The following is a 23,761-nucleotide window of genomic DNA, read 5'->3' on the forward strand; positions in this document are numbered from 1 at the left end:
TGAAATCGGCGGTCACGGTGCTACTCCCACGGTGGTCAGGCCCGCGGTCTCGGGCAAGCCGAGGGCGAGGTTCATCGATTGGACGGCACCGCCTGCGGTGCCCTTGGTGAGATTGTCGATCGCCGCGATCACGACGAGTTCGCCCGCGTCCGCGTTCACGGTGACGCCGATCTGCACGGCGTTGGACCCGATCACCGCACTCGTCTGAGGGAACACCCCTTCCGGGAGGACATGCACGAAAGGCTCGTCGTGGTAAGCCTTTTCGTAGACCTCTCGGGCATGTTCCGCAGTCACTGCCGTGGGAGCGGTGCACGTCGCGAGGATCCCCCGCGGCATGGGCACGAGGACGGGGGTGAACGAGACCGACACGTCGACGCCACCCGCGGCAGAGAGGTTCTGCGCGATCTCGGGCGTGTGCCGGTGCGCTCCGCCGACGCCGTAGGCGCGGGCCGAACCCATCACCTCGGCGGCGAGCAGATCAGCCTTCGGGGCGCGGCCCGCTCCGGAGGCTCCGGTCACCGCGACCACGTGCACCCGTGGCTCGACGATTCCCGCGGCGACCGCGGGCGCGAGCGCGAGGCTCGCCGCCGTCGGGTAGCAGCCGGGAACCGCGATGCGCGTTGCGCCCCGCAACCGGTCCCGGGCGCCGGGCAGCTCCGGCATGCCGTACGGCCAACTACCCGCGTGCGGGCTCTGGTAGTACCGCTCCCAGGCCGCGGCGTCGGTGAGGCGGAAGTCCGCGCCACAGTCGATGATGACGGTGGACTCGGGCAGTTCCCGCGCGAACTGCGCAGACTTGCCGTGCGGGAGCGCGAGGAACACCACGTCGTGCCCGGAGAGCGTCTGTACCGAGGTGCCCTCGAGCACTCGTTCGGCCAGCGGCAGCAGGTGCGGGTGGTGACTGCCGAGCGTCGATCCGGCGCTACCGCCCGCGGTCAGCGCGCCGATCACGAGCGACCCGTCCGCATACAGCGGGTGGCCGAGGAGCAGGCGCAGCAGCTCGCCGCCCGCATATCCGCTGGCGCCGGCCACGGCGACCCTGATCGGTGTGCGCGATTGGTCCGTCATGACGACCATTATGCATCATCGTGCATCGCGCTGCATAATCATTATGCAGTCAGTCGTCCCTGCAGTCAGTCGTCCCCGAACGTGCCCATCGATTTCCGGATCTCGTCCAACCTGGCCTTCGCCGCCTTCTCCCGTTCCGTCCACTGCTGCTCCACCGACTTGCCTGCCGGTGTCTCGTGCGCCAGTTCCGCAGAACCGATCGCGGTACCGAATCGTCCCTCGATCTTCTCCCGCACCGCGTCGTAGGTGGGGACACCGTCGTCGGTGTAGTCGGATCGGGTGACATCCCCACCCGAGAGACCCGTGCCCGAGAAACCCGTGCCCGACGCGGGCGACGAGGCGACGCCCGACGTGTCGGCCTCCGCATCGAGGATCGGGAACGCCTCGACCGGACGGAGGACCTCGCCGCCTGGATCGGCACACGCCGCGGCGAGGAACGCCAGACCCGGCCGCGCATCGGCGACCTCGCGCACGACCGCCACGATCTCGGCATCGGTCAGTGCGGACAGTGCGTCACGAGCGATGGAGGGGTCCATACCGTCCACCCTCCCAGCGGATCGAGCTCCCGACAACCTCCTTGCCCGACACGGTGCGTCATGTGTAATGCGTCATGTGTACACCGACGCGGTGCGTCACGGTGCCGGGAAGAGCACACCGGGGTTGAGAATGCCCCGTGGATCCAGGGCGTGCTTGATCGATCTCATGACCTCGATGTCGACCGGCTCGCGTCCGAGCGACAGCCACGGCAGCTTCGCCCGGCCGATCCCGTGCTCGGCGCTGATGCTGCCGCGATACCGGGCCACCAGGGTGAACACCGTCTCGGTGACGGGCCCGGCCAGATCCGGCGGTACGTCGAGAACGTTGACGTGGATGTTGCCGTCGAGGAAGTGCCCGAACTGGACACAGCGCGCACCCGGGGCACACTCGGCGATCCCGGCCGTGATCGCGTCGACGACCGGACCCATCGTCCCGAGCGGAACCGCGACGTCGAGTTTGACGACGGGAGTCGCCGACGATCGAGCGATCGCTTCCGTGTGCCCTTCCCGGATCTGCCAGAGCCGACGTCCAGGCGCCTCGTCCACGACCGCATCGACGACGAGATCGTCGGCCGCGCCGAGGATCTCGACCACATCGTCCGTGGTTCCGCCGGACACCTCGACCAGTATCGAGAACGGGGCCTTCCCGCCTGCGGGCAGCGCCGACGCGGTGCGTCCGGCGACGAGGCCGACCCCGGCCGCGGTCATCAACTCCGCCGCCTCGACGGTCAGCCCGTGGCGCGCCGCACGGCGGCAGAACTCGACAGCCGCGTCCACCCGGTCGACGGCAGCGAGTACGACCTGTGCCGGCGGCGCCGGGCCCACCAGCCGCATGAGGACCGCGGTGACGACTGCGAGGGTCCCTTCGCTCCCGCACAGCAGGCCGGGCAGGTCGTAGCCGACGTTGTCCTTGACCAGGGGCTGCCATCGGCGCAGCACGCGTCCGTCCGCCACCACCGCCTCCACACCGAGCAGTTGCCTGCGCGTGTTGCCGTGGCGGATCATCCGGATCCCTCCGGCGTTGGTCGCGACGATCCCGCCGAGAGTGGCGCTCTCCCGCGAGGCCAGATCCACGCCCATCCGCAGTCCGTGCTCGCGTGCCGCCCGATCCGCCTCTGCCACGGTGACTCCGGCCGCGGCCTCGATCGTCTGCCCTACCGCGTCCACGATCGGCGCACCGAGCAGGCGCCGCGTGCTGAGCAGAACCGCACCCGGCGCGGGTATCCCACCGCCGACGAGCCCCGTGTTCCCACCCTGTGCGGTGACCGGTACGTCCGCGGCGTGACACAGCCGCAGCACCTGCGCCACCTCGTCGGTCCCCGCGGGGCGGACGACCACGGCGACGTCCGAGCGATACCGACCGGTCCAGTCGGTGGTGTACCCGGTCACCGTCGCAGGGTCGGTGAGCACGTTCGCCGTGCCCACGACGGCACTGAGCGCCCGGACGACGTCCTCGTGTCCGGCGGCCCGTCCGTGCCCGTCCCGAGTCGTCATTCCTCCTGCGTACCCCCTCCGACGGCGCAAGTCACGGGTTCACGTATCGGTCCGGATCCGCATGGACTCTCGGCAGCCGCACGCCGGCTCGCCGCGCGACACGCCGGTCGCCACCCGAAACACCGCGCGTTTGCCTTCCGCTTGCCGATTCAACCTTCGTCGGGTAGGAATTGCACCGTGCAAACGACCCACCTGGTGCGGCGCCTGAGCGTCGACCTGTGCCGTATGTGCGCCAACACCTGTTGTAGGTGATCTCCGGCGCGCTCTTCAGCGCGCTGTCACCGGCCCGTGCTGCCGGTTCCCGGCCTTCCGCCACCTTGCTCTCCGCTGCCCACCCCTCGGTTCGTTGCCGATGTAGTCGTGGACGCTTCCTCTGTCGAAAGCAGAACCATGTCCGTATCCCTGGACGCCCCACCCGACGTCACCGACCCGTCGCCTCCACCCGCGCCGCGGCGCCGCCGCCTCCGCCTCGCCGCCCATCGCGTCGGCCTGCCGTTGTTGTCGCTGGCGCTGTTCCTCGGCCTGTGGCAGATCGCTGCCGCGAGCGGAACGTGGAACGAGACGTTCGTGCCCTACCCCAGCACCGTCTGGAAGGCGTTCGTCGACTTCTCCACCACCCACGACGGCGTCCGCGGATACCAGGGCTACCTGCTGTGGGAACACCTCTACATGACGCTGCGACGCGTCGCGATCGGCGTCGTCATCGGCGTGGTTCTCGGTGTTCTCCTGGGCCTCGCCATGGGTACCGTCAGCTGGATTCGCTCACTCCTCGAGCCCTGGTTGACCTTCCTGCGTGCGCTCCCGCCCCTGGCCTACTTTTTCCTGCTGGTGATCTGGCTGGGCATCGACGAGGCACCGAAGATCACGCTCCTCGCACTGGCCGCGCTCCCACCCGCAGCGGTGGCGACGACCGCCGCGGTGCTCGCGACACCGGTCACTCTCGTCGAGGCCGCCCGGGCGCTCGGCGCGAGCCGGGTCCAGGTGATCCGTGACGTGGTCGCCCCGTCGGCGCTTCCGGAGACCTTCACCGGTATCCGGCTCTCGGTGGGGATCGCCTACTCGTCGGTGGTCGCCGCCGAACTGTTCAACGGAATCCCCGGCATCGGCGGCGCCGTCAAGGACGCCAGCAACTACAACAACACCCCGGTCGTCCTCGTCGGCATCTTCGCCATCGGGTTTTCCGGGCTCGTCATCGACGGACTGCTCCGCGCGCTCGAACGACGCGTCGTCCCCTGGAGAGGCAAGGCATGAACGACACCCACACCCCTCGATTCGGAATCCGCACGCTGCGGCTGCTCGCGGTGGCCCTCACCGGGCTGCTCGCCGTGGCCGGATGCTCGGTGGACCAGAACAGCCAGGATGCGGGCAAGCCCACCATCCGACTGGCCTACCAGTCGTTCCCGAGCGGCGACCTCGTCGTGAAGAACAACGGCTGGCTCGAGGAAGCGTTGCCGGACTACAACATTCGGTGGACGAAGTTCGACTCCGGCGCGGACGTCAACACCGCGTTCGTGGCCGGTGAGGTCGACTTCGGCGCGATCGGCTCGAGTCCCGTCGCGCGTGGGCTGTCGGCGCCGTTGAACATCCCGTACCAGGTCGCGTTCGTTCTCGACGTCGCCGGCGACAACGAGGCGCTGGTCGCGCGGGACGGCACGGGCATCGAGACCGTCGCCGACCTGCGCGGCCGCAAGGTGGGGACGGCGTTCGCCTCCACCGCGCACTACAGCCTGCTGGCGGCGCTCGGACAGGCTGGGGTCGGTGCCGACGAGGTCCAGCTGATCGATCTGCAGCCGCAGGCCTCCCTCGCCGCCTGGGAACGGGGCGACATCGACGCGGTCTACACCTGGCTGCCCACCCTGGATCAGCTCCGGGAGAGCGGAACCACCCTCGTCAGCAGTCGGGAACTCGCCACCGCCGGCAAGCCCACTCTGGACCTGGGAGTGGTGGCCACCGCGTTCGCCACCGAGCACCCCGAGGCCGTCGACGCCTGGCGACGGGTCCAGGCACGTGCCCTCGACACGATCGCGAACGATCCCGACGCCGCGGCATCCGCCGTCGCCGCCGAGATAGGCATCACCGAGGAGGAAGCAGCGAACCAGCTGTCCCAGGGCGTGTTCCTCTCCCCCGCGGAGCTGACCTCGCCGGAATGGCTGGGAACCGAGGACGCGGTCGGCTCCCTCGCCGTCAACCTGCAGGCAGCCTCCCAGTTCCTGGCCGAGCAGAACCAGATCGACGCCGCCCCTCCACTGGAGACGTTCCAGGACGCGATCTACGTGAAAGGACTTCCCGATGTCCTCGACGAGTGAGCACACGGGCGCCCCTCCCGCGATCGGGATCGGGGACGTCACCCACGTCTACGGCGAGGGTCGCGAGGCCGTCACGGCGCTCGGTCCGGTCTCGCTGACGGTTCCCGACGGGGAGTTCCTCGTCCTCGTCGGCGCTTCGGGGTGCGGGAAGAGCACACTGCTCCGACTGATCGCCGGGTTCGACACCCCCACCGCGGGTTCCCTGCGGGTGGCCGGGGATACTCCCACGCCCGGCCTGACCTCGGGCGTCGTCTTCCAGCAACCGCGGCTGTTCCCCTGGCGAACCGTCGCGGGCAACGTGGACCTGGCGCTGAAGTACGCGGGCGTTCCCCGTGCCGACCGCACCGACCGACGCGACGAACTGCTCGAACGTGTCGGCCTGGAAGGTACCGGGGCGCGGCGAATCTGGGAGATCTCGGGCGGACAGCAGCAACGAGTCGCGATCGCCCGCGCCCTCGCGGGCAACACCCCGTTGCTGCTGCTCGACGAGCCGTTCGCCGCACTCGACGCCCTCACCCGGGAGAGGCTCCAGGAAGACCTGCGCAAGGTGAGCGCCGAGTCCGGACGCACGAGCGTCTTCGTCACGCACAGCGCGGACGAGGCAGCATTCCTCGCCTCGCGGATCGTCGTCCTCACCCATCGGCCGGGCCGGGTGGCCCTCGACATTCCGGTCGATCTCCCCCGCAACGGGGTCGACCCGGACGAGTTGCGCGGCTCACCCGAATACGCCGCGCTGCGCGCCGAGGTCGGGCACGCGGTCAAGGCCGCAGCCACCGTCACCGAACCGGAAAGGATCCGCTCGTGAGTCTCACACTCGACACCCGCACCACCGACATTCCCTCGGCCACACTGACACTCGACCGGTTCGGACCCGGCTTCGGAGCCGAGGTCCTCGGCTTCGACGTCGCCGGTGCGAGCGATGCCCAGATCGTGGCGCTGCAAGCCGCGCTCGTCGAGCACAAGGTGCTCGTCCTCCGCGACCAGCACCTCGACGACGACGCACACATCGAGCTCGGGCGCCGCCTCGGCGAGCTGACCGCGGGTCATCCGGTTCACGACAGTGGGGACGTCGCCGCCGAAATCTATTCCCTCGACAGCCAGGACAACGGCTTCGCGGACGTCTGGCACACCGACGTCACCTTCATGCGGCGGCCACCCCTGGGATCGATCCTGCGCCCGGTCGTGCTTCCGCCCACCGGCGGCGACACGAACTGGGCGGACTCCCAACTGGCGTACGAATCGCTGTCCGCACCGATCCGGGATCTCGTCGACGGACTCACCGCAATCCACGACGGCAATCGCGAATTCGGGTACTACCTCGAGCAGCGACGCGGCGGGCAGGGCAACGAGTGGGACGGCGAGCGCGTCGAGCGGCTGGTTCCGGTCGAACACCCCGTGGTGCGGGTTCATCCCGAGACCGGCCGCAAGGGACTGTTCGTCAATCCGGGCTTCACGTCGCACATCGTCGGAGTCTCCGACGCCGAGAGCCGGAGCATCCTCGACCTCCTCTACGCCCACCTGACCAAGCCGGAGCACATCGTCCGGCACCGTTGGCGGCTCGGCGATCTGGTGCTGTGGGACAACCGGAGTACCGCCCACTACGCGAACCGCGACTACGGCACCGCGCATCGGGTGATGCACCGGATCACCCTGCGCGGCGACATCCCCGTCGGCCCGCGACGCTGACCGGTTCGTCCGTCAGCACTGCCCGCGCGTGACCTCCTCGGGCAGGGCACCCACCATCTCCACACCGGATCCGTTCCACCGGTAGGTGATGTCGACGCTGCCCTGCGGGGCGGCGTTCGGCTCCTCGCCCACCAGATACCGGTAGGTGACGTCGACGTGGTCGCCACCCGAGCCGGTGACCGTCTGATAGCCGAGATTGCAGCGGGTACCCGTGCCCTGGAACTCGCCCCGGTGGAACAGCAGGAGCTGCCAGGGCGACGACACCGTCGCACCCTCCGTCTCGAGGACGACGTAACTCAGGTCCGAACAGCCGTCGAGCGTGGACTCCGCCGCCTGCCAGGAGACCCCGGACATCGGAGGTGGGATCGCCGCAACGGCATTCGCGATCGCAGTGGGCTCGCCACCCGGAACGGAACAGTCGTCTCCCGCTCCGGTCTCCGTCGGTGCGGCCGCCGTGGACGCGTGTCCGGTCGCCTCCCCCTGCTCCGGGCGCGGGGACGGCGTCGCGCCTTCCTCGTGCGTCGCCGCACCGGTCTCCGTGATGTCGCCACCTTCGGGCGCGGCCGTTCCGCTCGTGTCACTTCCGCACCCCGACACGGCGACGACCACGGCGCCGGCTGCGAGAACCGCCGTCAGCGCCGAACGGCGACCGATTCGGCGGCGATCCTCGGAAATATCGCGCTCTCCGTATATCCGCACGAGCCCCTCCGTTCCCGTCACCGACGGTCGGCGACATCAGGTCTGTCGCGCCGCGAGGCCGGATCGTTAGTCACGACAAGGTTCCGATCCGACAACAGGGCCCGGAGCGGCGAGATGACGGCACACCCCGCGGGGAGCAAGATGGCCGGGTGTTCACACGCTCCGACTCCCCTCCGCGATCCATGCACGTGTTCCTGCTCGCACTCGGGGTCGGCGTTCTTCTCGTGCCGGTGTCGGAGCCCGTATTACGCGCATACCCGGCCGTGGCGACGTTCGCCACCCTCTTCGCCGCGGTGTTCGTCCAGGCGTTGCCGTTCCTCGTCCTCGGTGTCCTTCTCAGCGCGGCAATCGCCGCCTTCGTCCCCGCGGGCCTGTTCGAGCGGATCCTGCCCCGGAACGAGCATGCTGCCGTGGGCATTGCGGGATTCGGTGGGGCGGCCCTTCCCGGCTGCGAGTGCGGAGCGGTGCCGGTGGCTCGGAGGCTGGTCGATCAGGGCGTCCCCCGAGCTGCCGCGCTCACGTTCCTCCTCGCGGCACCGGCCGTCAATCCAGTGGTACTGGTGGCAACGGCGGTCGCCTTCCCCGACGACCCGAAAGTCGTTCTCGCCCGGGCACTCGGTTCGATGGCCACGGCGCTGACGATGGGATGGTTGTGGATTCGGATCGGGCGACCCGAGTGGATCACCGCCCGTCCTCCGTCCGTGCACTCCTGCGCCGGGGGCGGTGGCCGTACGGCCACCTTCGTCGAGAGTGCCCGCAGCGACTTCCTCCAGTCCAGCTCCTTCCTCGTGGTGGGCGCGGCGGCCGCAGCCGTGCTGCACATCGTCGTTCCTGCGGGGATCTACGACGAGCTCGCGAATCGGATCCTGCTCGCGATCCTCGTGATGGCGATCCTCGCGGTGGTGCTGTCGTTGTGTTCGGAGGCCGATGCTTTCGTGGTCGCGAGCCTTCCCATGCTCCCCCTCCTCCCTCGCCTGGTGTTCCTGGTGGTCGGCCCGGCAGTCGACGTCAAGCTCTTCGTCATGCAGGTGGGTGCCTTCGGTCGGGCGTTCGCTCTCCGGTTCGCCCCGCTGACGTTCGTCGTCGCCGTGACGTGCGGGAGCATCGCCGGTCTCGTCGTGTTCGGGGGCGCGGGATGACGCGGGCGACCTCCAACGTGGTCCTGCTCCTCGTCGGGATGATGACCGTGCAACTCGCGGGGAACGGCACCTACGCGCGGTACGTCGCGGTCGGATTCGGGCCGTACCTGATGGCCGCTGGTCTCGTCCTCGTCCTACTCGCGGTCGCAGCGATGATCCTGGACGTGCGCCGGCACGGCGCAGAGGCCGCCGCGGATTCCCCGCACCGGGCTCACGCGCATTCGGGCCACGAGCACTCCGGTGGCGTGCACTGGTTTCTGGTGGCCGCAGTCGTCGTCATCGTGTTCGTCTCCCCGCCTCCACTGAGCGTCTCGTCGGTGGGAAACATCCGTTCCGAGGCGATCGCCACCGTGGAGCGGGAACCGTTTCCTCCGCTCCCCGGCGGCGACGCGCCGGAAATCGGGATCGCCGACGCGGTCACGCGAGCCGCACGGGACTCGACCGACAGTCTCGTCGGCAGGGAGATCACCCTCACCGGCTTCGTGGTGCGCACCTCGAACGGCGGCGCGCCGCGAGCCGACGGGTCCCTGACCGGGCTCGATCTCGCGCGTATCCGCATCGTCTGCTGCGCCGCCGATGCGCGGACGGTACGGGTCCACCTGTCCCCGGAGGTGCCCGCGTACCCCGAGGGAACCTGGGTCTCGGTCCGGGGTGTCGTCGACCCCGTTTCCTCGACACCGTCCACTCGCTACATTCCGACGCTGCACGTCCGGTCCGTCACCGAGATCGAGGCACCGGACCATCCGTATGCACCCCGATAGTTATCGGCAATGATTGTCAATATGCGCCTCGGCCGATAGGCTCCCCGAGATGTCGGAGACCTTCCCCTTCACCGCCGTCATCGGCCAGGAATCGTTCAAACGAGCACTACTCCTCAACACGATCGATCCCGGGATCGGCGGTGTCCTGGCCATGGGCGATCGCGGCACCGCCAAGTCCACTCTCGTGCGGTCGCTGGCAGATCTCATCGCCGGCTCCGGAAGCCACTCACCCGTCGTCGACCTCCCCCTGGGCGCGACCGAGGATCGGGTGGTGGGCTCCCTGGACGTCGATGCCGCCCTCGCCCGAGGCGAGTTCCGCTTCCGCCCAGGGCTACTCGCCGACGCGCACGAGGGATTTCTCTACATCGACGAGGTCAACCTCCTCGACGACCATCTCGTCGACCTCCTGCTCGACGTCGCCGCAGGCGGAGTCAATCGGGTCGAACGCGAAGGTGTCAGCCACAGCCATCCGGCGCGCTTCGTGCTGGTCGGTTCCGGCAACCCGGAGGAGGGTGAGCTACGGCCACAGCTCGAAGACCGCTTCGGCCTCTCGACGTTCGTCTCCACTCTCCGCGACGTCGCCACTCGCACCGCGATCGTGCGGGCGCGCCTCGCGTTCGACGCCGATCCGGTGGCGTTCAGGTCGCGGTACGCCGCACGGCAATCCGAGCTCGGCGGCCTCGTCGCTGCAGCCAGGTCGGCGCTCCCCGACGTCCGGGTGCCGGATCGGATCGTCGAGAAGGCCGTCGAGTTCTGTGTCGCCGCCGAGGCCGTCGGACACCGCGCCGAGATCGTCCTCGTCCGCGCGGCTCGTGCGTCCGCGGCCCTCCACGGGCGGACCGAGGTTCTCCACACCGATCTGGCCGAGGTCATGCTTCCTGCGCTGCGCCACCGCATTCCACGAGATCCCTTCGAGCCTGCGGCTCGGGTGAATGCCCGCCTGACGAACACGATTCGCGCCGTGACGGGCGGCCCCGTCGCCGCATGAGCTGCCACCCGCTCCCCTGGGAGCCGACGGTCGAACAATTGCTCACATCGCACCAGTGGGCGCTGTGCCGAGCCTGGGCTCGCGGCGGACGCTTCGGACTCGCCCTCGTCGGCGATTCCTGGGGCCGCGAACGCCTGCTGCGAGAACTCTCCCGTCGCGCCGACGCGGTGCACGTCGGTCCCGGAACCTCCGTGACGACACTGACGACGGGTGACGACCGGCTCGGACGGCGCAGCGCGCCTCTGAACGACCGCGCCGATCGCACCGCACTCGCCGTCGCGGCGGTCGACACGCTGGACCCCCAGGTAGCGGCCGCGATCACCACCGTCCGGATCCTCGCCTCGGCGCCCGACTGGGAGTCCATCCCCGTCGCCCTCCGGGATTCGCTGACCGTGGTCGTCGGCGTCCGGCGCCGGCCGGTGGGCCGCCCACGTCGCATCCCGCCCGGTGGAGACGACGTCGTGACGGCGATCGTCCGCCTGCTCGACGCGAATTCCCTGTGCAGCCATCGCCTCGATCTGGGCGCCGTCGCGTGTGTGCGCGCCGTGGGCCTCGACGGGGCGGCAGCACTCGACCTGGTGGCACGGTTCGTCGTCGCTCCGCGTCTCCCCGCAGTCGCGGAATCGCCCGCACCGCAAGAGAACACCACTGCTCCTCCACACACGTCGGGCACCGCCGGCGGCGACGGCACGGACGAGCTGACTCCGGACCAGGCCGAGTGCGAGTCCGGTCCGCCGAGGGCACCGCTCACGGCCGGACCCGGGCCACCGCCCGCTCCACCCGCGCGCCGAACGGTGCGGCGAATACTGCCCGGTCGCCGTGGCGCCGTCGCCCGCGACCTCCGCGGACGCCCGCGCGGCGTGTCCACCTATCATCCGGAATCCGGAGTCGCGGTCGTCCCCACGCTCGTCGGCGCAGCACGCGAGGGCCGCCGTATCCCCACTGCCGCCGATCTCCGCAGCTGGCGCCGAGTTCGCCGGGGTGGGCGGATTCTGGTTGTGATACTCGACCGTTCGGACTCGATGGGCGGTCTCCGCGCACGGGATGCGGCGGCATTCGCAGAACGCGCCCTACGCTCGGCCGTCGCCGATCGGTGTGAGCTCGCCGTGATCGCCGCCCGGGGCGCCCGCGCGGAGCTGTCCCTGGCACCGACCCGGAGTCTGCACCGCGCCCACCGCACGATCCGCGACCTCTCGTGTGGCGGCGGCACCCCGTTGGCTTCGGCATTCGAACTCGCCACCGACCTCGTTCGGCTGATCGGCCGCGACGTCGACGTCCGCTGCTGCATCCTCACCGACGGGGCGGCGACGGTCCGGCTGACCGGCGACGACCGGGGTTCGGCCGTCGAGCAGGCGGAGCGGGAACTGACGACCCTGGCCCAGCTGTGCACCCGAGTCGAGGTCATCCCGTGCGCTCACCCCGGGATGCGGGTGCGCAGGGATCAGCTGGAGTGGCTCGCTCGTGCCGGGGCCGTGGTCGCCGAATGACGCGTCGGGCCGCAACGCGCAGCGCGTTGCGGCCCGATGTCGTTCTGCAGGCAGGGAATCAGCCGGTCACACCGGTGATCTCGTTGGGCGTCTCGGGCAACTCGACGGAGGCCGTCACCGTCCCACCCTCGATGTCGACGGCGTGCACGGAGTTGGTGGCCGGGTCGGTCACGTACGCCGTGTGATCCTCGACGAACAGCGCCGGTCGCGGCTCCTGCCACTTCTCCGGCTCGGTCCACGGATCGATCACGTCGATGGAGTTCGTCACCTGCTTGGTATCGACGTCGATGACGTGGAGACGACCGTCGGTGCCGAGGACGAGCGCCTCACCGTGCGGTCCCCGACCCAACGAACGGAAGGTGTAACTCGTACCGAGGTCCACCAGATCGAGTCGGCCCGTCCGGGTGTCGACGAGTGCCACCCGCTCCGGGCGCTCCAGATCCGCATCTGGATCGGACTTGTAGTCGCCGAGGAGAACCGGAGATTCCTCGTCGCCTGCCTGATTGCCGATGCGGCCGTACGGGTCCGGGCTCGCGATCTTGGTGATGGTGCCGTCCCGATAGACGAGGACGCCGGTCTGGCAGCCGACGACGACTGCCTCGTCCGCGGCCACCGCCTCGCCGTGCACTCCGGGGCAGTCCTCGTTGCGGGCGATCTCGTTACGGTCGCGATCGAGGACGACGATCCCCGTACGCTCCTCCTCGTCACCGATCGTGGTGAGCAGGCTGCCGTCCGAGAGTTCTACCGCGACACCGTGGTGTGGCTCCGGGGTCGTGTACTCCGTCACGTCCGGCTCACCCTCGGACAGGTCCGAGGAGTCGAAGATCCGGACCAGCCCGGTGCCGTCGTCGAAGAGGACCGTCTTGCCTGCGTGACGGACCACGTGGCCGGGGGTCTCCGCGGAGAAGGTGATGTCGGTCAGTGCCGGCTCCGCGGTGTAGTGCGAGGTGCCGTCCGTCCACGTACCGGTGTCGAGCGCCGTGAATCCACTGCCCGTGCTGACGAAGACATGGCGCCCGTCGCCTGCCGGATTGAGCCGGACGAAGCCTTCCGACTCCGCGGATCCGACGACCTCGAGGCTTTCGGCATCGAGCACGAGAATTCCACCGTCGTGGGACACCGCGAGCCGAGGGGTGGCGGCCGCAACCGAAGTGGGCTCGGCCGTGGCCGCGCCGTCCTGGCCGGCCTCCGCGTCCGAGGAGGAACAGGAAGCGATCAGTACGGCGGAGAGCCCGAGGGCCGCCATACCGACCGGAAGTCGATATCGATGTGTTGAAGTCACAGGAAAGAAGTATCCTTACTGCAAACGATTGTCAAAGTCGTAGATGCGCATATCGCGACCGATCACCGCGAAAGACCTTCCTGGATCGCCAGGGAATTGGAGTCCATCATCTCGATGTACGTGCTCGCGCCCGAGCCCTCACTGCCCAGCGACTCGGTGAACAGCGCTCTCACCTCGACCGGAGTGTCGGCCTCCGAGGCAAGGACCTGAGCCAACCGATCGGGCTGGGACGAGTCGACGAAGATCGCCGGGACACCGGCCGCGGAGATCGTGGCCGTCAGTTCGGACAGATCCGAGGCGCTCGGTGACGCCAACGTGGTTCCGCTGGGTACGACAGCGCCGATCACCTCGAAGCCGAAACGTTCCGCCAGATAGCCGAAGACGTGGTGATTGGTCACCAGCTTCCGCCGATCCGGAGGTAGCGACTCGAACCGCGACTGCATGCGGGAGGTCAAGGCCTCGAGTTCGGCGAGATATTCCTGCGCCCTGGCCGAGACCGCTGTCGCGTCGACTCCGGGCACGCTGTCGACGACGGCGCGCTCGATGGCCGACACGGCCGTCGCCATCCGTTCCGGATCCGTCCAGAAATGCGGATCGGGCATACCCGACGACTGCCCTGCCACATAGTCCAGCGGGTTCACCGCGGGACCGACCTCGAGGACCGGAATTCCTTCCGACCGTGCCGTGTCGACCGTCTTCGTGATCCCTTCCTCGAGCCCGAGACCGTTGGAGACGACAAGATCGGATCGCTCCACCCGCGCCGCCTCGGCCGCGGAGATCTCGAACGAATGCGGGTCGGCGTCACGCGGCATGAGCACCATGACCTCGACCTCGTCGCCGACGACGTTCTCCACGACGTCACCGAGGATATTGGTGGTGACCACCACGAGTGGACCGTTCGATCCGGCCGCCGACTCGCACCCGGAGAGCGCGGACCCGAGTACGGCAGCCACCAGGACGGCGGCGGCACCGACGAGACGGCGACGCATCAGAAGCCTGCCAGCGTCATGGAAGCGGGAGCCACGCCGACGTCGAGAGTCCGCGCCACGCGAGCGCCGTCGCGATAGTCGATCTCCAGCACTACCTCGGCGGCGGGATCCGCGACGTACGCCCGGTTGCCGCCGACGACGACCACCGGCGCGGTCGCGCTCCGGTCACTCGGATCGAACGGCTCCGCGAGGACGGACGACGAACCCGTCTCCTCGCCCGTAGCCGCGTCGTAGACCCGGAACGTACGGTCGGCAAGCACCGCGAGGGCGTTGCGACCGTCCCCGGAGAGATTCACGCTCAGCACCGGCTCGGGGGTCGCGATCTGTGACCACTGCCGGGTGGCGGTGTCGAACAAGAGGATTCCCGCATTGCTCGCCGCCGGCCCGGCCGGGGCGACGACGACCGGCAGCTTGTCCTGGGTCCGGAACGAGGAGGGGCGCGTCTCGGCGGTGATCCCCGGCGGATACCCAACCTTCTCCGAGATCCACTGCCCGTCCGCGACGCTCGCCACGAACACGCCGTCATCGCACGCCGCGATCGCGTAGGTGCGGAACGCTGCCTGCCCGTGCATCCGCGGGCAGAAGTCCGTGAACTCCTGGACGAACTCCCCTCCACCGTCGCGTAGTTCGAACGAGCTCGGCCGCGAGTCGTCCGCCTCTCCCGAGGGACGCGAGGTCACGAAGTGATCGGACACCGGGATCACCACTCCGTGATGTGGGCCGCCGGTCTCGACGGTGCCGGTCACCGTGACATCCCCGTTCCGAAGACCGGAGTTGTCCAGCACGTCGGCCTCGCCCTCACCGTCGAAGAACACGGCCACCTTGCCGTCCCCGGCAACGATGTGAGCCGGATCGTCGCCGCTCAGCACTCCCAGTTCGGCGGGCGATCTGACATAGGAATGCGTGTGGTCTCCGTGATCGATCGTCCAGGAACCGACGTCGATCACGTGGACCCGGCCGTCCTCGCCGGACGAGGCCGCTGCGGTGGCGAATGCGTACCTGCCACCGACGTCGGTGAGCCGCGACGGCTCCTGTACGTCGAAGGTCGCGATGTTCTCACCCGACTCCAGATCGAGCACGTCCACTCGTCCCGAATCGGCATCCGACACGACCAACCGGGGTTGTGGACCGTCGACCTCGGTCGATCCCTCGTCTGCCTGGAGGTCGCTCCCGGGCCTCGCACCGGTCGCCGCGGGTTCGCCCGTCGCGCCGTCCTCGTCACTCCCACAGCCTGTGGCGACGAGGCCCAGCGCGAGCGCCACGGCCGAGATACGACGGATACTCGTCGACTTCATTCACACTCCACTCATAATCATGACAATCATTTTCGACTACTGTAGCGAAGTCCGAACCGACTCCCCCTCGGTGGCGGCCCGCCCGCGTAGTCCGGAGGCCGCGGAACCGAGCGCGGCGACGACGAAGAACTGCAGAACCGCGAGGCCCGCGATCGTCGCCCCCGCCGCGGTGTTCGCGTGCCAGGACACCACCAGCCCGAAGAAGGTCGCGCTCCAGCCGAGCAGAACCGCGATCGCCATCGTGGACACGATCGATCGACGACACAGTGCCGCCGTCGCCGACGGCGCGACCAGCAGACCGAAGACCAACAGGGTCCCCACGATTCGGAACGAGGCGACGACCGCGAGCACGACGAGCGCCAGGAGGAGCACGTGGGCCAGCCGTGGTCGCATTCCGAGCGTGAACGCCTTGCGCTCGTCGAACACCAGCGCGACGAAGGGCCGGTAGGCCACGACGGAGATCGCCCCTGCCACGGCCACCGCGCACCCGAGCCAGATCAGGTCACCCCGGGTGGCGGACAGGACGTCACCGAACAGGAATGCCGTCAGATCGACGGCGAAGGACCGCGCCCGGGACACGATGACGACGCCGAGGGCGAGCATTCCAACGAACAGCAGTCCGATTCCGGTGTCCTCGGACAGCCGGGAGCGTGTGGTCACCCATGCGACACCGAGAATCATCACCACGGCGCTCGCGGCGGCGCCCAGAAGCAGATTCGCACCGGCGAGGTAGGCGATCGCCACCCCGGGAAGCATGCCGTGCGACACGGCCTCGCTCATGAACGCCATACCGCGTATCACCACCCACGTGCCCACCAGGGCACACAGGACCGATACCAGCAATCCCGCAGCCAGCGCCCGTTGGACGAAGGTCGCGGTGAAAGGATCGAGTAGCCACTGCACCCTGCTAACCTAGGCGATAATGATTGTCGTAAGCGATGTGGTGGTGCGATACGGGACCAGGGCTGCCCTGAGCGGAGTCACCGCCACGTTCGAACCGGGCGCGATCACAGCCCTGGTCGGCCACAACGGGTCCGGCAAGTCCACTCTGCTCCAGGCGCTGGCGGGCACCGTGACACCGTCCACCGGCCGGATCACCGGCACCGATCGGGCAGACATCGCCTACGTCCCTCAACGCAGTAGCGTGCGAGACGAGCTACCCCTGTCGGTACGCGAGGTCGTCGCCATGGGTGCGTGGCGGCGACGAGGCCTGTGGCGCAGGCTGAGCCCCGAGGATCGCCGCGCCGTCGACGCGGCCCTCGACCGCCTCGGCGTGGCGCACCTGTCGACACGGCGGATCGGCGACCTCTCCGGCGGACAACGCCAACGGGCACTGCTCGCCCAGGCAGTGGTCCAGCGCGGGCAGATCGTCCTCCTCGACGAACCCGCCACCGGGCTCGACGCCGAAGCCCGCGCCGTGATCGTGGACGTCATGCGCGACGAAGCCCGTCGTGGCGCGATCGTGGTCGTCGCCACCCACGACCGGCGCGACTGCCGCGACGCCGACCAGGTCCTGCGGCTCGAGGACGGCATCCTCTCCACCGAGACCACCGCGTTCGGCGACACCGTCTGCAGCGACACCGTGCACAGCGGCTGATCCCGCCCCCGTGGGGTGAAAGTGCCCTTCGCCTCCTCAGACCGGTCGAACGGTCCCTTCACCCAGGAAGGAGAGGGGGAAGGGGAAGGGGAAAACGCGGGGGTCAGAGGCGGTAGCGGATCAATCGGGAGCTGTTGGCGACGACGGCGACGGACGAGGCGTTGTGCAGCACGGCGGCGAGCACCGGCGACAGCGCACCTCCGGCACCGACCAGAAGGCCGATCGCGTTGACCGCGATCGACATCCCGTAGTTCTGCCGGATCACCGCGACCGCGTGCCGGCCGAGGTCGCGGGTATCGAGAATGCGCTCGAGGTGGTCGCCGGCGAGTGCGACGTCTGCCGTCTCCACCGCGACATCCGTCCCGGCCAGTCCCATCGCGATGCCGATGTCCGCCGCGGCCAGCGCCGGGGCGTCGTTCGTTCCGTCGCCGACCATCGCCACCACATAGCCACGATCCTGCAGGGACCGCACGGCCTCCAGTTTGTCGTCGGGCAGCACCTCCGCGCGCCACTCGTCGATCCCGAGTTCGGCCGCGACAGCCGCCGCCGTCTCCGGATGGTCGCCGGTGAGCATGACGATGCGCCGGACCCCGTCGGCCCGTAGGCGTTCGAGGACGTCGCGGGCACCGGGCCGCACCTCGTCCCGGAGGCTGATCAACCCCACCAGCGTGCCGTCCACGGCGAGGAGCAGCGGTGTCTCCGCCTCGCGCCGCAACCTGGTCACCCAGTCGCGGGCATCGTCGGACAGCGTGATCCCCTCGCCGACGAGCAGCGAAGGACTGCCGAGCAGCAGTGTGCGTCCCGCAGCGATCGTCCGCATCCCGAGACCGACGAGCACCTCGCATTCCTCGTGCGGCGGGATCGCGATGTGCCGTTCCTCGGTGCTCCGAATCACCGCCTCCGCCAGCGGATGCCGGGAATGCACTTCCGAACTGGCCGCGTAGGCCAGAACGTGCTCCGGCTCCCACGCGAGGTCGAAGGCCACCACATTGGTGACGACCGGCCGGCCGACCGTGAGCGTGCCCGTCTTGTCGAACACCACGGCGTCGACGCGACCGGCCTCCTCGAGGTGCGAACCGCCCTTGATGAGAATTCCCCGCCGGGCGCCGTTGCCGATCGCCGCGCTGATCGCGGTGGGCGTGGCCAACCCGACCGCGCACGGGCAGGCGACGAGAAGCATGGTCATCGCACGGCGGACGTCGCGGGTGACGAGCAGCGTCAACGCCGACAACGCGAAGGACGCAGGCACGAATCGCCGGGAGAACGCCGCGCCGACGGTTTCGATGGGGGCACGATCCTCCTGCGCCTCCTCCACCCGCGCGATGATCCGGCCGATGGTGGTCTCGGTCCCGACCGCGGTCGCCCGCACGACCAGCCGTCCCCGGATCACCACCGAACCGGCGTGGATGCGCGCGCCCTCCTCGAACGTCACCGGGAGCGTCTCGCCCGTGATCGCGGACTGGTCCACCACTGCCTGCCCCTCGACCACGACGCCGTCGACGGGAATCGCCACGTGATCGTGCACGACGACCTCGTCTCCGGCACGGAGCGAGTCGATGTCCACGGAGACCTCGCTGCCGTCGCCGAGACGAATCCACGCCGTGTCCTGGGTCCCGGTCAGCAGATCCGCAATCGCGCGACGGGTCCGCCGCAGCGTCAGATCCTGGAGGTACTCGCCGATGTTGAGCAGCCACAGCACGGTGAGGGCGACCACGTTCTCCCGCAGCACGAGGCTGGCGATCGTGGCAGCCGACACCAGCGCGTCGGTGCCGGCGGAACGCCGCCCGGCGAGGGCACGGAGCGCGCCGCGCAGGAACGGATATCCGGTGAACACGGTGACAGCGGTGGCCCCGAGACGGCCACCCGGCCCCAACACGGACGGGCGCCGAAATGCGTAGCGACGCAGGCCCAGTACCGCAAGAGCAGCCCCACCGACAGCCATGCGCAACAGATCACCGTTGGTGACGTCCGCAGAGTACGGAACCCTCGCCGGGGTCTTCGACGGATCGACGGCCAGGCCGGTCTCGATCGCGGCGAGGATCTCCGGCCGGGATGCCTTGCTGCGGGAGTACCAGACGACGACCGATCCGGTCCGCGGGTACGCGTGGGCGGCGCGCACCCCGGTGACACCGAGCAGCGCGTCCTCGATCCCTACTGCTCGGCTGCGACTGGACCGCAGCGACGGGACAGCGAAGCGGACCCGACCCGCCGCGTCCGAGACGACGTCGGGCGCCCGGAAAACTGCTGCCTTTTCGACCGGCCGGTCAGTGCTGGTGGTCATGCGGCGACTCCGACGCGGGCAGTGGCGCCTCCTCGCCGATCCGCTCGCGCGCCTCGGACACCACGTCGGACACCGCGAGCCGCGCCGACTCGGCGCCCTCCTCCGCCTTCCGGACCCCGCGCAGCCCCCACTCCGTGACGGTGACCGCCGCGTCGCGGACGCTGCCCTCGCGTGCCAGGCGCTTCACGCCTTCGACGGCGGCCACCCCGACAGCACCCGTCACCACCGTGGACGCGGCTTTGGCAACCAGACCGTGAATCATGAGTGCTCCTGTGTTCCTGGGACCGTCTCGGTCGCTGTCGTGTACGTCGTCGTTCGTCCTCCGGCATGGGCCGTGTACCGATTCTATGCGGAGTCGGCGTGCGCAGGCGGGAGCCGTACGGCGCGTCAGCCCTGCCGGGCCTTGAACCGGGGGTTCTGCTTGTTGATCACGTAGATCCGGCCCTTGCGCTTGACCACCTGCGAACCGGGCAGCTTCTTCAACGCCTTGAGCGATGCACGAACCTTCACGGGACCTCCTCGATCGACATTTATTGGTTACGATTATCGTTATCGTAACCTACCCACCGAACCCCGCCCCCGGGTGGAAGGAATCGCGTGCACCTCGAACCGGCCCTCGACGTCCATCTCGTGTTCGGCGCGCACCCGCGACCACGCCGACAGCTGATCGCCACGCTCGCGCAGCGTGAGCCGGATCAGGTCCTCCCGTGCCACGACGACATGGGTGACGACGAGATCACCGAGCGTGCAACGGACTTCGTCGCGCACCGGATCGGGAGGACCACGGCGGGAGACACCGTCGTGATCGAGTGCCCCGACCATTCGCACCCGGTCCATCTGGGCGCCGGCATCGCCGAAGGAATCCGATGCGCCCTCGACCTCGACGCCTCGATCACCTCCCACACCGTGCTCACGGAGACAACCTTCCACCTCGACCTGCACGGCGAGGACTCGACGATCGTGCGCTCGGTGATCGCGCAGATCGAGCATGCAGCGCACATTCACCTGGTCGGCACGGCGCCTGGTGAGCCCGCGAGAAGTGCGGCGAGCGCACCCCCGGAACTGACTCTCGCCCTCCTGGAATGCCTGGCTCCGGCCGCGTACCTCACTCACCGCCACAGCACCCGCATCGGCCGTCGAGCACGCCGTTCCCGTCATCTCGCCTCGGGACCCGGCTGGGCGACGATCCTGGATGGCGAGTTCGACGTGCCCGAGATCGTCTCCACGGGCCGGCCGGACGTCTCGTGCTTCCGCTACGAACAGCTCCGGCCGTTCCATCCCGGACGACTGCAACAAGTGCTCGACGACGTCTTCGACAGCCGGGCCTACGGGTGGGTGGTGCGGTCCGCCGGCTTCTGTCGGCTCGCGACGAGGCCGGAGAGCACCGCCCACTGGGATCAGGCGGGCCGGTCCCTCTCGTTCGAGCACCTTGCCCGCGACGCGGAGCACGACGAACTACTCGCGATCGGGCAGGACCTCGCCTTCATCGGCGTAGACCTCGACCGCCGTCGACTGTCGGCCGCGCTCGACTCCTGCACGCTCGACGACTCGGAACTGATCGCCGGCCCGAGCCGCTGGCAACAGTACGCAGATCCGTTTCCCGAATGGCTGTGCCCCTGAGGGGCACCCACGCTCACGCGCGCAGCTGCGCACCCACCGCCTGGGTCGCCGCGGCCACCGCCGCGTCACGCGCCGCGCTCGCCTCGTCCTCGGTGAGCGTGCGGTCCTCGGCACGGAAACGGAGCGCGAACGCGAGGGACTTCCGGTTCTCGCCGACCTGCTCGCCCTCGTACACGTCGAACAGTTTCACGTCCTCGAGTAGCTCGCCGCCACCGGCCCCCAGCGCTGACGCGACCTCGGCGGCCGGAACGTCCCGGTCCACCACGACGGCGACATCCTGCAGCACGGCGGGGAACGGCGAGATCCGGGGCGCGGGAAGAACTTCCCGGACCGGAAGGGCATCCACGTCGATCTCGAACGCGCAGGTGCGTGGGGGCAACCCCGACCGCTCGAGTACCGCCGGGTGCAACTCACCGGCATGACCGACGACGACGTCGCCGAGCATGATCTCGGCCCCCCGACCCGGGTGGTACGGCAGGAGCCTGGTGGCGCGCAGGCTCACCTCGACACCCGCGGCATCCGCCACGTCCTGAACGGCCGCGAAAGCGTCGGACGCTTCGGCCGGGCGGCCGGGGCCCCACGGCCCGGCGGGCTCGCGCAGTCCGGTGAGCACGCCGGAGACATGGAGGGGTTGCGCCGGCAGCGAGCGGTTCAGTGTGGCGATCTGCTCGTCGGTCGGGCGGCGGTCCACCGGAAGTGCGGCAACCGGGGCGGTCTCCGGACCGGGCTGCACCACCTGGGCGATCCCGAAGAGCGACAGATCGCGCTGACCGCGGGAGACGTTGCGCGCCACCACCTCCAGTAGTCCCGGCAGCAGGGTGGTCGCGAGTTCCGGACGGTCCGCCTCGAGCGGATTGAGCACCTTCGTGGTGACGCGCCGCGGGTCGTCCTCGTCCAGGCCCCACGCATCGAAGACACCCGCGGGAAGGAACACCGGAGGCAGGACCTCGACGTATCCGGCACCGGCGAGCGCACGCGCCACCGACCGCCGACGTCGTTGGGTGGGGGTCAGGCCACGCCCCGCCGGGGCGGCGGGTACCACCGAGGGGATCTGCTCGAGCCCCTCGAGCCGCAGCACCTCCTCGACGAGGTCCGCCGGTTGAACGAGGTCGGGCCGCCAGGACGGTGGCGTGACCACCAGCTCGCCGTGGCCCGAATCGTTGACGTCCACGTCGACGGCGCACCCGATCTGGGTGAGCCTGCGCACCGCGGTACCGTTCGGGTAGCTCACACCCGCCACGCGATCGGGCAGGTCCAGGTCCATCCGGACCTCCGGCCGAGCCCGCACCGAACCGACATCGGTGAGTCCGGGCTCGATCCGGCCCCCGGCGATCTCCACCAGCAGCGCCGCCGCCCGGTCGAGTGCTGCGACCGGAATCGCCGGGTCGACGGTGCGCTCGAAACGCTTGCTCGCCTCACTGGAGAGCTTGTGGCGCCGACCGGTGCGGAACACCGCCAGCGGGTCCCACGTCGCCGCCTCGAGAAGAACATCCGTCGTGTCGGCTCCGACCTCGGTGCTCGCCCCGCCCATCACCCCGGCGAGCGAGACGACGCCCGACTCGTCCGCGATGACGACGTCCTCCGGATCCAGAGCCCGCTCGACGTCGTCGAGGGTGACGAGCTTCTCCCCCGCCGTCGCACGGCGCACGACGAGTTCCCCGGACACCGCGGCGGCGTCGAATGCGTGCAGCGGCTGGCCGAGCTCGAGCAACACGTAGTTGGTGACGTCCACCGCCGGCGAGATCGGGCGCACCCCGGCGAGCAGCAGACGCCGCTGCATCCACCAGGGGGTCAGTGCCTCGGGATCGATACCGGTGACCCGCCTCATCGCGAATCGGGTGGCACCCGACTCGGGTTCGAGCCGCACCGGCCATGCCTGCCCCTCGGCCGCATGGGGTTGGACCAGTGCGGGGTCGGCGAACTCCAGATCGAAACCACATGCGAGTTCACGGGTGAGTCCCCGCACGGAGAAGCAGTAGCCGCGATCGGGAGTGATGTTGAGCTCGATGACGGTGTCGTCGAGACCGAGCAGCTCCTTGGCGTCAGCGCCGGGCAGCGAGGTTCCCGGCGCCAGAACCAGGATTCCGGAATGATCCTTGCCCACACCGAGTTCTGCCGTCGAGCAGATCATCCCGTCGGAGACCTGCCCGTACGTCTTCCTGGACGCGATCGCGAACCCTCCCGGCAGCACCGCACCCGGAAGTGCGACGACGACCAGATCGCCCTCTGCGAAGTTCCTTGCCCCGCAGACGATTCCCTGGGGCTCGGGGTTGCCGACGTCGACCTTGCAGAAGCGAATCGGCTTCTTGAACTCGGTCAGTTCGGTGATCTCGACGACCCTGCCGACGACGAGCGGTCCCTCGACCTGCTCGAGATGATCGACGGCTTCCACTTCGAGGCCCACCCGGACGAACCCGGCGTCCAGCTCCTGGGCGGTGATCTCCCAGCCCGGGTTGGCCCGCTGCAGGATTTCGGTCAGCCACGATTGCGCAACTCGCACGTCAGCTCAGCTTTCTCGTTCGTTCGGTGGATG

The 23,761-nt window shown here is 69.3% G+C and carries 22 protein-coding genes; 10 read left to right on the plus strand and 12 right to left on the minus strand.

Translation table 11 applies throughout. From position 1 onward, the window contains the following. Positions 1–12: 12 nt before the first annotated feature. The 3 genes from argC to G4H71_RS00085 form a co-directional block, all read right to left on the minus strand. Positions 13–1,068 (minus strand): N-acetyl-gamma-glutamyl-phosphate reductase, encoded by a 1,056-nt coding sequence (gene argC, locus G4H71_RS00075; protein WP_074700614.1) that lies wholly within the window; start codon positions 1,066–1,068, stop codon positions 13–15. A gap of 65 nt (positions 1,069–1,133) precedes the next feature. Continuing rightward, a complete protein-coding gene (locus G4H71_RS00080; protein WP_072739975.1) occupies positions 1,134–1,604 on the minus strand; it encodes a hypothetical protein in 471 nt (156 codons plus the stop codon). Between the two features lie 96 nt (positions 1,605–1,700). Continuing rightward, positions 1,701–3,098, minus strand: coding sequence for an FAD-binding oxidoreductase (locus G4H71_RS00085; RefSeq protein ID WP_072739920.1), 1,398 nt, complete (start codon positions 3,096–3,098; stop codon positions 1,701–1,703). 390 nt (positions 3,099–3,488) lie between these two features. On the opposite strand from G4H71_RS00085, the gene G4H71_RS00090 reads away from it, so the two are divergent. The 4 genes from G4H71_RS00090 to G4H71_RS00105 are packed head-to-tail and all read left to right on the plus strand — an operon-like array spanning position 3,489 to position 7,090. Further along, positions 3,489–4,349: an ABC transporter permease gene (locus G4H71_RS00090; RefSeq protein ID WP_072739921.1), complete on the plus strand. Its 861-nt coding sequence runs from the start codon at positions 3,489–3,491 to the stop codon at positions 4,347–4,349. Next, positions 4,346–5,404 (plus strand): taurine ABC transporter substrate-binding protein, encoded by a 1,059-nt coding sequence (locus tag G4H71_RS00095; RefSeq protein WP_072739922.1) that lies wholly within the window; start codon positions 4,346–4,348, stop codon positions 5,402–5,404. Before G4H71_RS00090 ends, G4H71_RS00095 begins: the two co-directional genes overlap by 4 nt. Next, entirely contained in the window at positions 5,388–6,209 is an 822-nt protein-coding gene (locus tag G4H71_RS00100) for an ABC transporter ATP-binding protein (protein WP_072739923.1), read from the plus strand. The genes G4H71_RS00095 and G4H71_RS00100 overlap by 17 nt, the downstream gene beginning before the upstream one ends. Beyond that, positions 6,206–7,090, plus strand: coding sequence for a TauD/TfdA dioxygenase family protein (locus tag G4H71_RS00105; RefSeq protein ID WP_072739924.1), 885 nt, complete (start codon positions 6,206–6,208; stop codon positions 7,088–7,090). Before G4H71_RS00100 ends, G4H71_RS00105 begins: the two co-directional genes overlap by 4 nt. A gap of 12 nt (positions 7,091–7,102) precedes the next feature. Here the strand turns inward: G4H71_RS00105 and G4H71_RS00110 are convergent, their stop codons facing one another. Continuing rightward, positions 7,103–7,789 carry an LppP/LprE family lipoprotein gene (locus G4H71_RS00110; protein WP_139183147.1) on the minus strand — a complete coding sequence of 229 codons (687 nt, stop codon included), beginning with the start codon at positions 7,787–7,789 and terminating at the stop codon, positions 7,103–7,105. Between the two features lie 182 nt (positions 7,790–7,971). Here G4H71_RS00110 and G4H71_RS00115 point away from each other — a divergent pair, with 182 nt between their 5' ends. Genes G4H71_RS00115 through G4H71_RS00130 form a run of 4 tightly spaced genes read left to right on the plus strand, consistent with a single transcriptional unit; the run spans position 7,972 to position 12,164 of the window. Next, positions 7,972–8,928 (plus strand): permease, encoded by a 957-nt coding sequence (locus G4H71_RS00115; RefSeq protein WP_072739926.1) that lies wholly within the window; start codon positions 7,972–7,974, stop codon positions 8,926–8,928. After that, positions 8,925–9,689, plus strand: coding sequence for a TIGR03943 family putative permease subunit (locus tag G4H71_RS00120; protein ID WP_072739927.1), 765 nt, complete (start codon positions 8,925–8,927; stop codon positions 9,687–9,689). The genes G4H71_RS00115 and G4H71_RS00120 overlap by 4 nt, the downstream gene beginning before the upstream one ends. A gap of 49 nt (positions 9,690–9,738) precedes the next feature. Further along, on the plus strand, positions 9,739–10,677 hold the full coding sequence (locus tag G4H71_RS00125) for a magnesium chelatase ATPase subunit I (RefSeq protein ID WP_072739928.1): 939 nt from the start codon (positions 9,739–9,741) through the stop codon (positions 10,675–10,677). A gap of 38 nt (positions 10,678–10,715) precedes the next feature. After that, positions 10,716–12,164, plus strand: a complete 1,449-nt coding sequence (locus tag G4H71_RS00130; RefSeq protein WP_169847191.1) for a VWA domain-containing protein — start codon at positions 10,716–10,718, stop codon at positions 12,162–12,164. Between the two features lie 58 nt (positions 12,165–12,222). On the opposite strand, the gene aztD is transcribed toward G4H71_RS00130, so the two are convergent. From aztD to aztB, 4 genes are all read right to left on the minus strand, one after another. Further along, on the minus strand, positions 12,223–13,410 hold the full coding sequence (aztD, locus tag G4H71_RS00135) for a zinc metallochaperone AztD (RefSeq protein WP_072739930.1): 1,188 nt from the start codon (positions 13,408–13,410) through the stop codon (positions 12,223–12,225). Positions 13,411–13,508: 98 nt separating this feature from the next. Beyond that, complete coding sequence (gene aztC, locus G4H71_RS00140) at positions 13,509–14,435, minus strand: zinc ABC transporter substrate-binding protein AztC (protein ID WP_072739931.1); 927 nt, start codon at positions 14,433–14,435, stop codon at positions 13,509–13,511. Then, positions 14,435–15,730: a YncE family protein gene (locus G4H71_RS00145; RefSeq protein ID WP_072739932.1), complete on the minus strand. Its 1,296-nt coding sequence runs from the start codon at positions 15,728–15,730 to the stop codon at positions 14,435–14,437. The genes aztC and G4H71_RS00145 overlap by 1 nt, the downstream gene beginning before the upstream one ends. Positions 15,731–15,766: 36 nt before the next feature. Then, positions 15,767–16,633 (minus strand): zinc ABC transporter permease AztB, encoded by an 867-nt coding sequence (gene aztB / locus G4H71_RS00150; RefSeq protein WP_072739933.1) that lies wholly within the window; start codon positions 16,631–16,633, stop codon positions 15,767–15,769. A gap of 19 nt (positions 16,634–16,652) precedes the next feature. Between aztB and aztA the strand changes: the two genes are divergently transcribed. After that, positions 16,653–17,327: a zinc ABC transporter ATP-binding protein AztA gene (aztA, locus tag G4H71_RS00155; RefSeq protein WP_072739934.1), complete on the plus strand. Its 675-nt coding sequence runs from the start codon at positions 16,653–16,655 to the stop codon at positions 17,325–17,327. Positions 17,328–17,430: 103 nt separating this feature from the next. On the opposite strand, the gene G4H71_RS00160 is transcribed toward aztA, so the two are convergent. The 3 genes from G4H71_RS00160 to ykgO all read right to left on the minus strand — a co-directional run bounded on the left by G4H71_RS00160 (position 17,431) and on the right by ykgO (position 20,118). Continuing rightward, a complete protein-coding gene (locus G4H71_RS00160) occupies positions 17,431–19,608 on the minus strand; it encodes a heavy metal translocating P-type ATPase (RefSeq protein WP_072739935.1) in 2,178 nt (725 codons plus the stop codon). Further along, positions 19,592–19,870, minus strand: coding sequence for a DUF1490 family protein (locus tag G4H71_RS00165; protein ID WP_072739936.1), 279 nt, complete (start codon positions 19,868–19,870; stop codon positions 19,592–19,594). The genes G4H71_RS00160 and G4H71_RS00165 overlap by 17 nt, the downstream gene beginning before the upstream one ends. Positions 19,871–19,995: 125 nt before the next feature. Next, entirely contained in the window at positions 19,996–20,118 is a 123-nt protein-coding gene (gene ykgO, locus G4H71_RS00170; protein WP_072739937.1) for a type B 50S ribosomal protein L36, read from the minus strand. Positions 20,119–20,205: 87 nt separating this feature from the next. Here ykgO and G4H71_RS00175 point away from each other — a divergent pair, with 87 nt between their 5' ends. Continuing rightward, a complete protein-coding gene (locus G4H71_RS00175) occupies positions 20,206–21,228 on the plus strand; it encodes a CobW C-terminal domain-containing protein (RefSeq protein WP_072739938.1) in 1,023 nt (340 codons plus the stop codon). Positions 21,229–21,241: 13 nt separating this feature from the next. On the opposite strand, the gene pheT is transcribed toward G4H71_RS00175, so the two are convergent. After that, positions 21,242–23,728 (minus strand): phenylalanine--tRNA ligase subunit beta, encoded by a 2,487-nt coding sequence (pheT, locus tag G4H71_RS00180; RefSeq protein ID WP_072739939.1) that lies wholly within the window; start codon positions 23,726–23,728, stop codon positions 21,242–21,244. Positions 23,729–23,761: the final 33 nt, after the last annotated feature.

The organism is Rhodococcus triatomae (assembly GCF_014217785.1).
Classification (GTDB): Bacteria; Actinomycetota; Actinomycetes; order Mycobacteriales; family Mycobacteriaceae; genus Rhodococcus_F; species Rhodococcus_F triatomae.

Coding starts and splice junctions, on each gene's coding strand:
- argC (WP_074700614.1), bottom strand. CDS start 1,068: ATGACGGACCAATCGCGCACACCGATCAGGGTCGCCGTGGCCGGCGCC.
- G4H71_RS00080 (WP_072739975.1), bottom strand. CDS start 1,604: ATGGACCCCTCCATCGCTCGTGACGCACTGTCCGCACTGACCGATGCC.
- G4H71_RS00085 (WP_072739920.1), bottom strand. CDS start 3,098: ATGACGACTCGGGACGGGCACGGACGGGCCGCCGGACACGAGGACGTC.
- G4H71_RS00090 (WP_072739921.1), top strand. CDS start 3,489: ATGTCCGTATCCCTGGACGCCCCACCCGACGTCACCGACCCGTCGCCT.
- G4H71_RS00095 (WP_072739922.1), top strand. CDS start 4,346: ATGAACGACACCCACACCCCTCGATTCGGAATCCGCACGCTGCGGCTG.
- G4H71_RS00100 (WP_072739923.1), top strand. CDS start 5,388: ATGTCCTCGACGAGTGAGCACACGGGCGCCCCTCCCGCGATCGGGATC.
- G4H71_RS00115 (WP_072739926.1), top strand. CDS start 7,972: ATGCACGTGTTCCTGCTCGCACTCGGGGTCGGCGTTCTTCTCGTGCCG.
- G4H71_RS00120 (WP_072739927.1), top strand. CDS start 8,925: ATGACGCGGGCGACCTCCAACGTGGTCCTGCTCCTCGTCGGGATGATG.
- G4H71_RS00125 (WP_072739928.1), top strand. CDS start 9,739: ATGTCGGAGACCTTCCCCTTCACCGCCGTCATCGGCCAGGAATCGTTC.
- aztD (WP_072739930.1), bottom strand. CDS start 13,410: ATGGCGGCCCTCGGGCTCTCCGCCGTACTGATCGCTTCCTGTTCCTCC.
- aztC (WP_072739931.1), bottom strand. CDS start 14,435: ATGCGTCGCCGTCTCGTCGGTGCCGCCGCCGTCCTGGTGGCTGCCGTA.
- G4H71_RS00145 (WP_072739932.1), bottom strand. CDS start 15,730: ATGAAGTCGACGAGTATCCGTCGTATCTCGGCCGTGGCGCTCGCGCTG.
- aztA (WP_072739934.1), top strand. CDS start 16,653: ATGATTGTCGTAAGCGATGTGGTGGTGCGATACGGGACCAGGGCTGCC.
- G4H71_RS00160 (WP_072739935.1), bottom strand. CDS start 19,608: ATGACCACCAGCACTGACCGGCCGGTCGAAAAGGCAGCAGTTTTCCGG.
- G4H71_RS00165 (WP_072739936.1), bottom strand. CDS start 19,870: ATGATTCACGGTCTGGTTGCCAAAGCCGCGTCCACGGTGGTGACGGGT.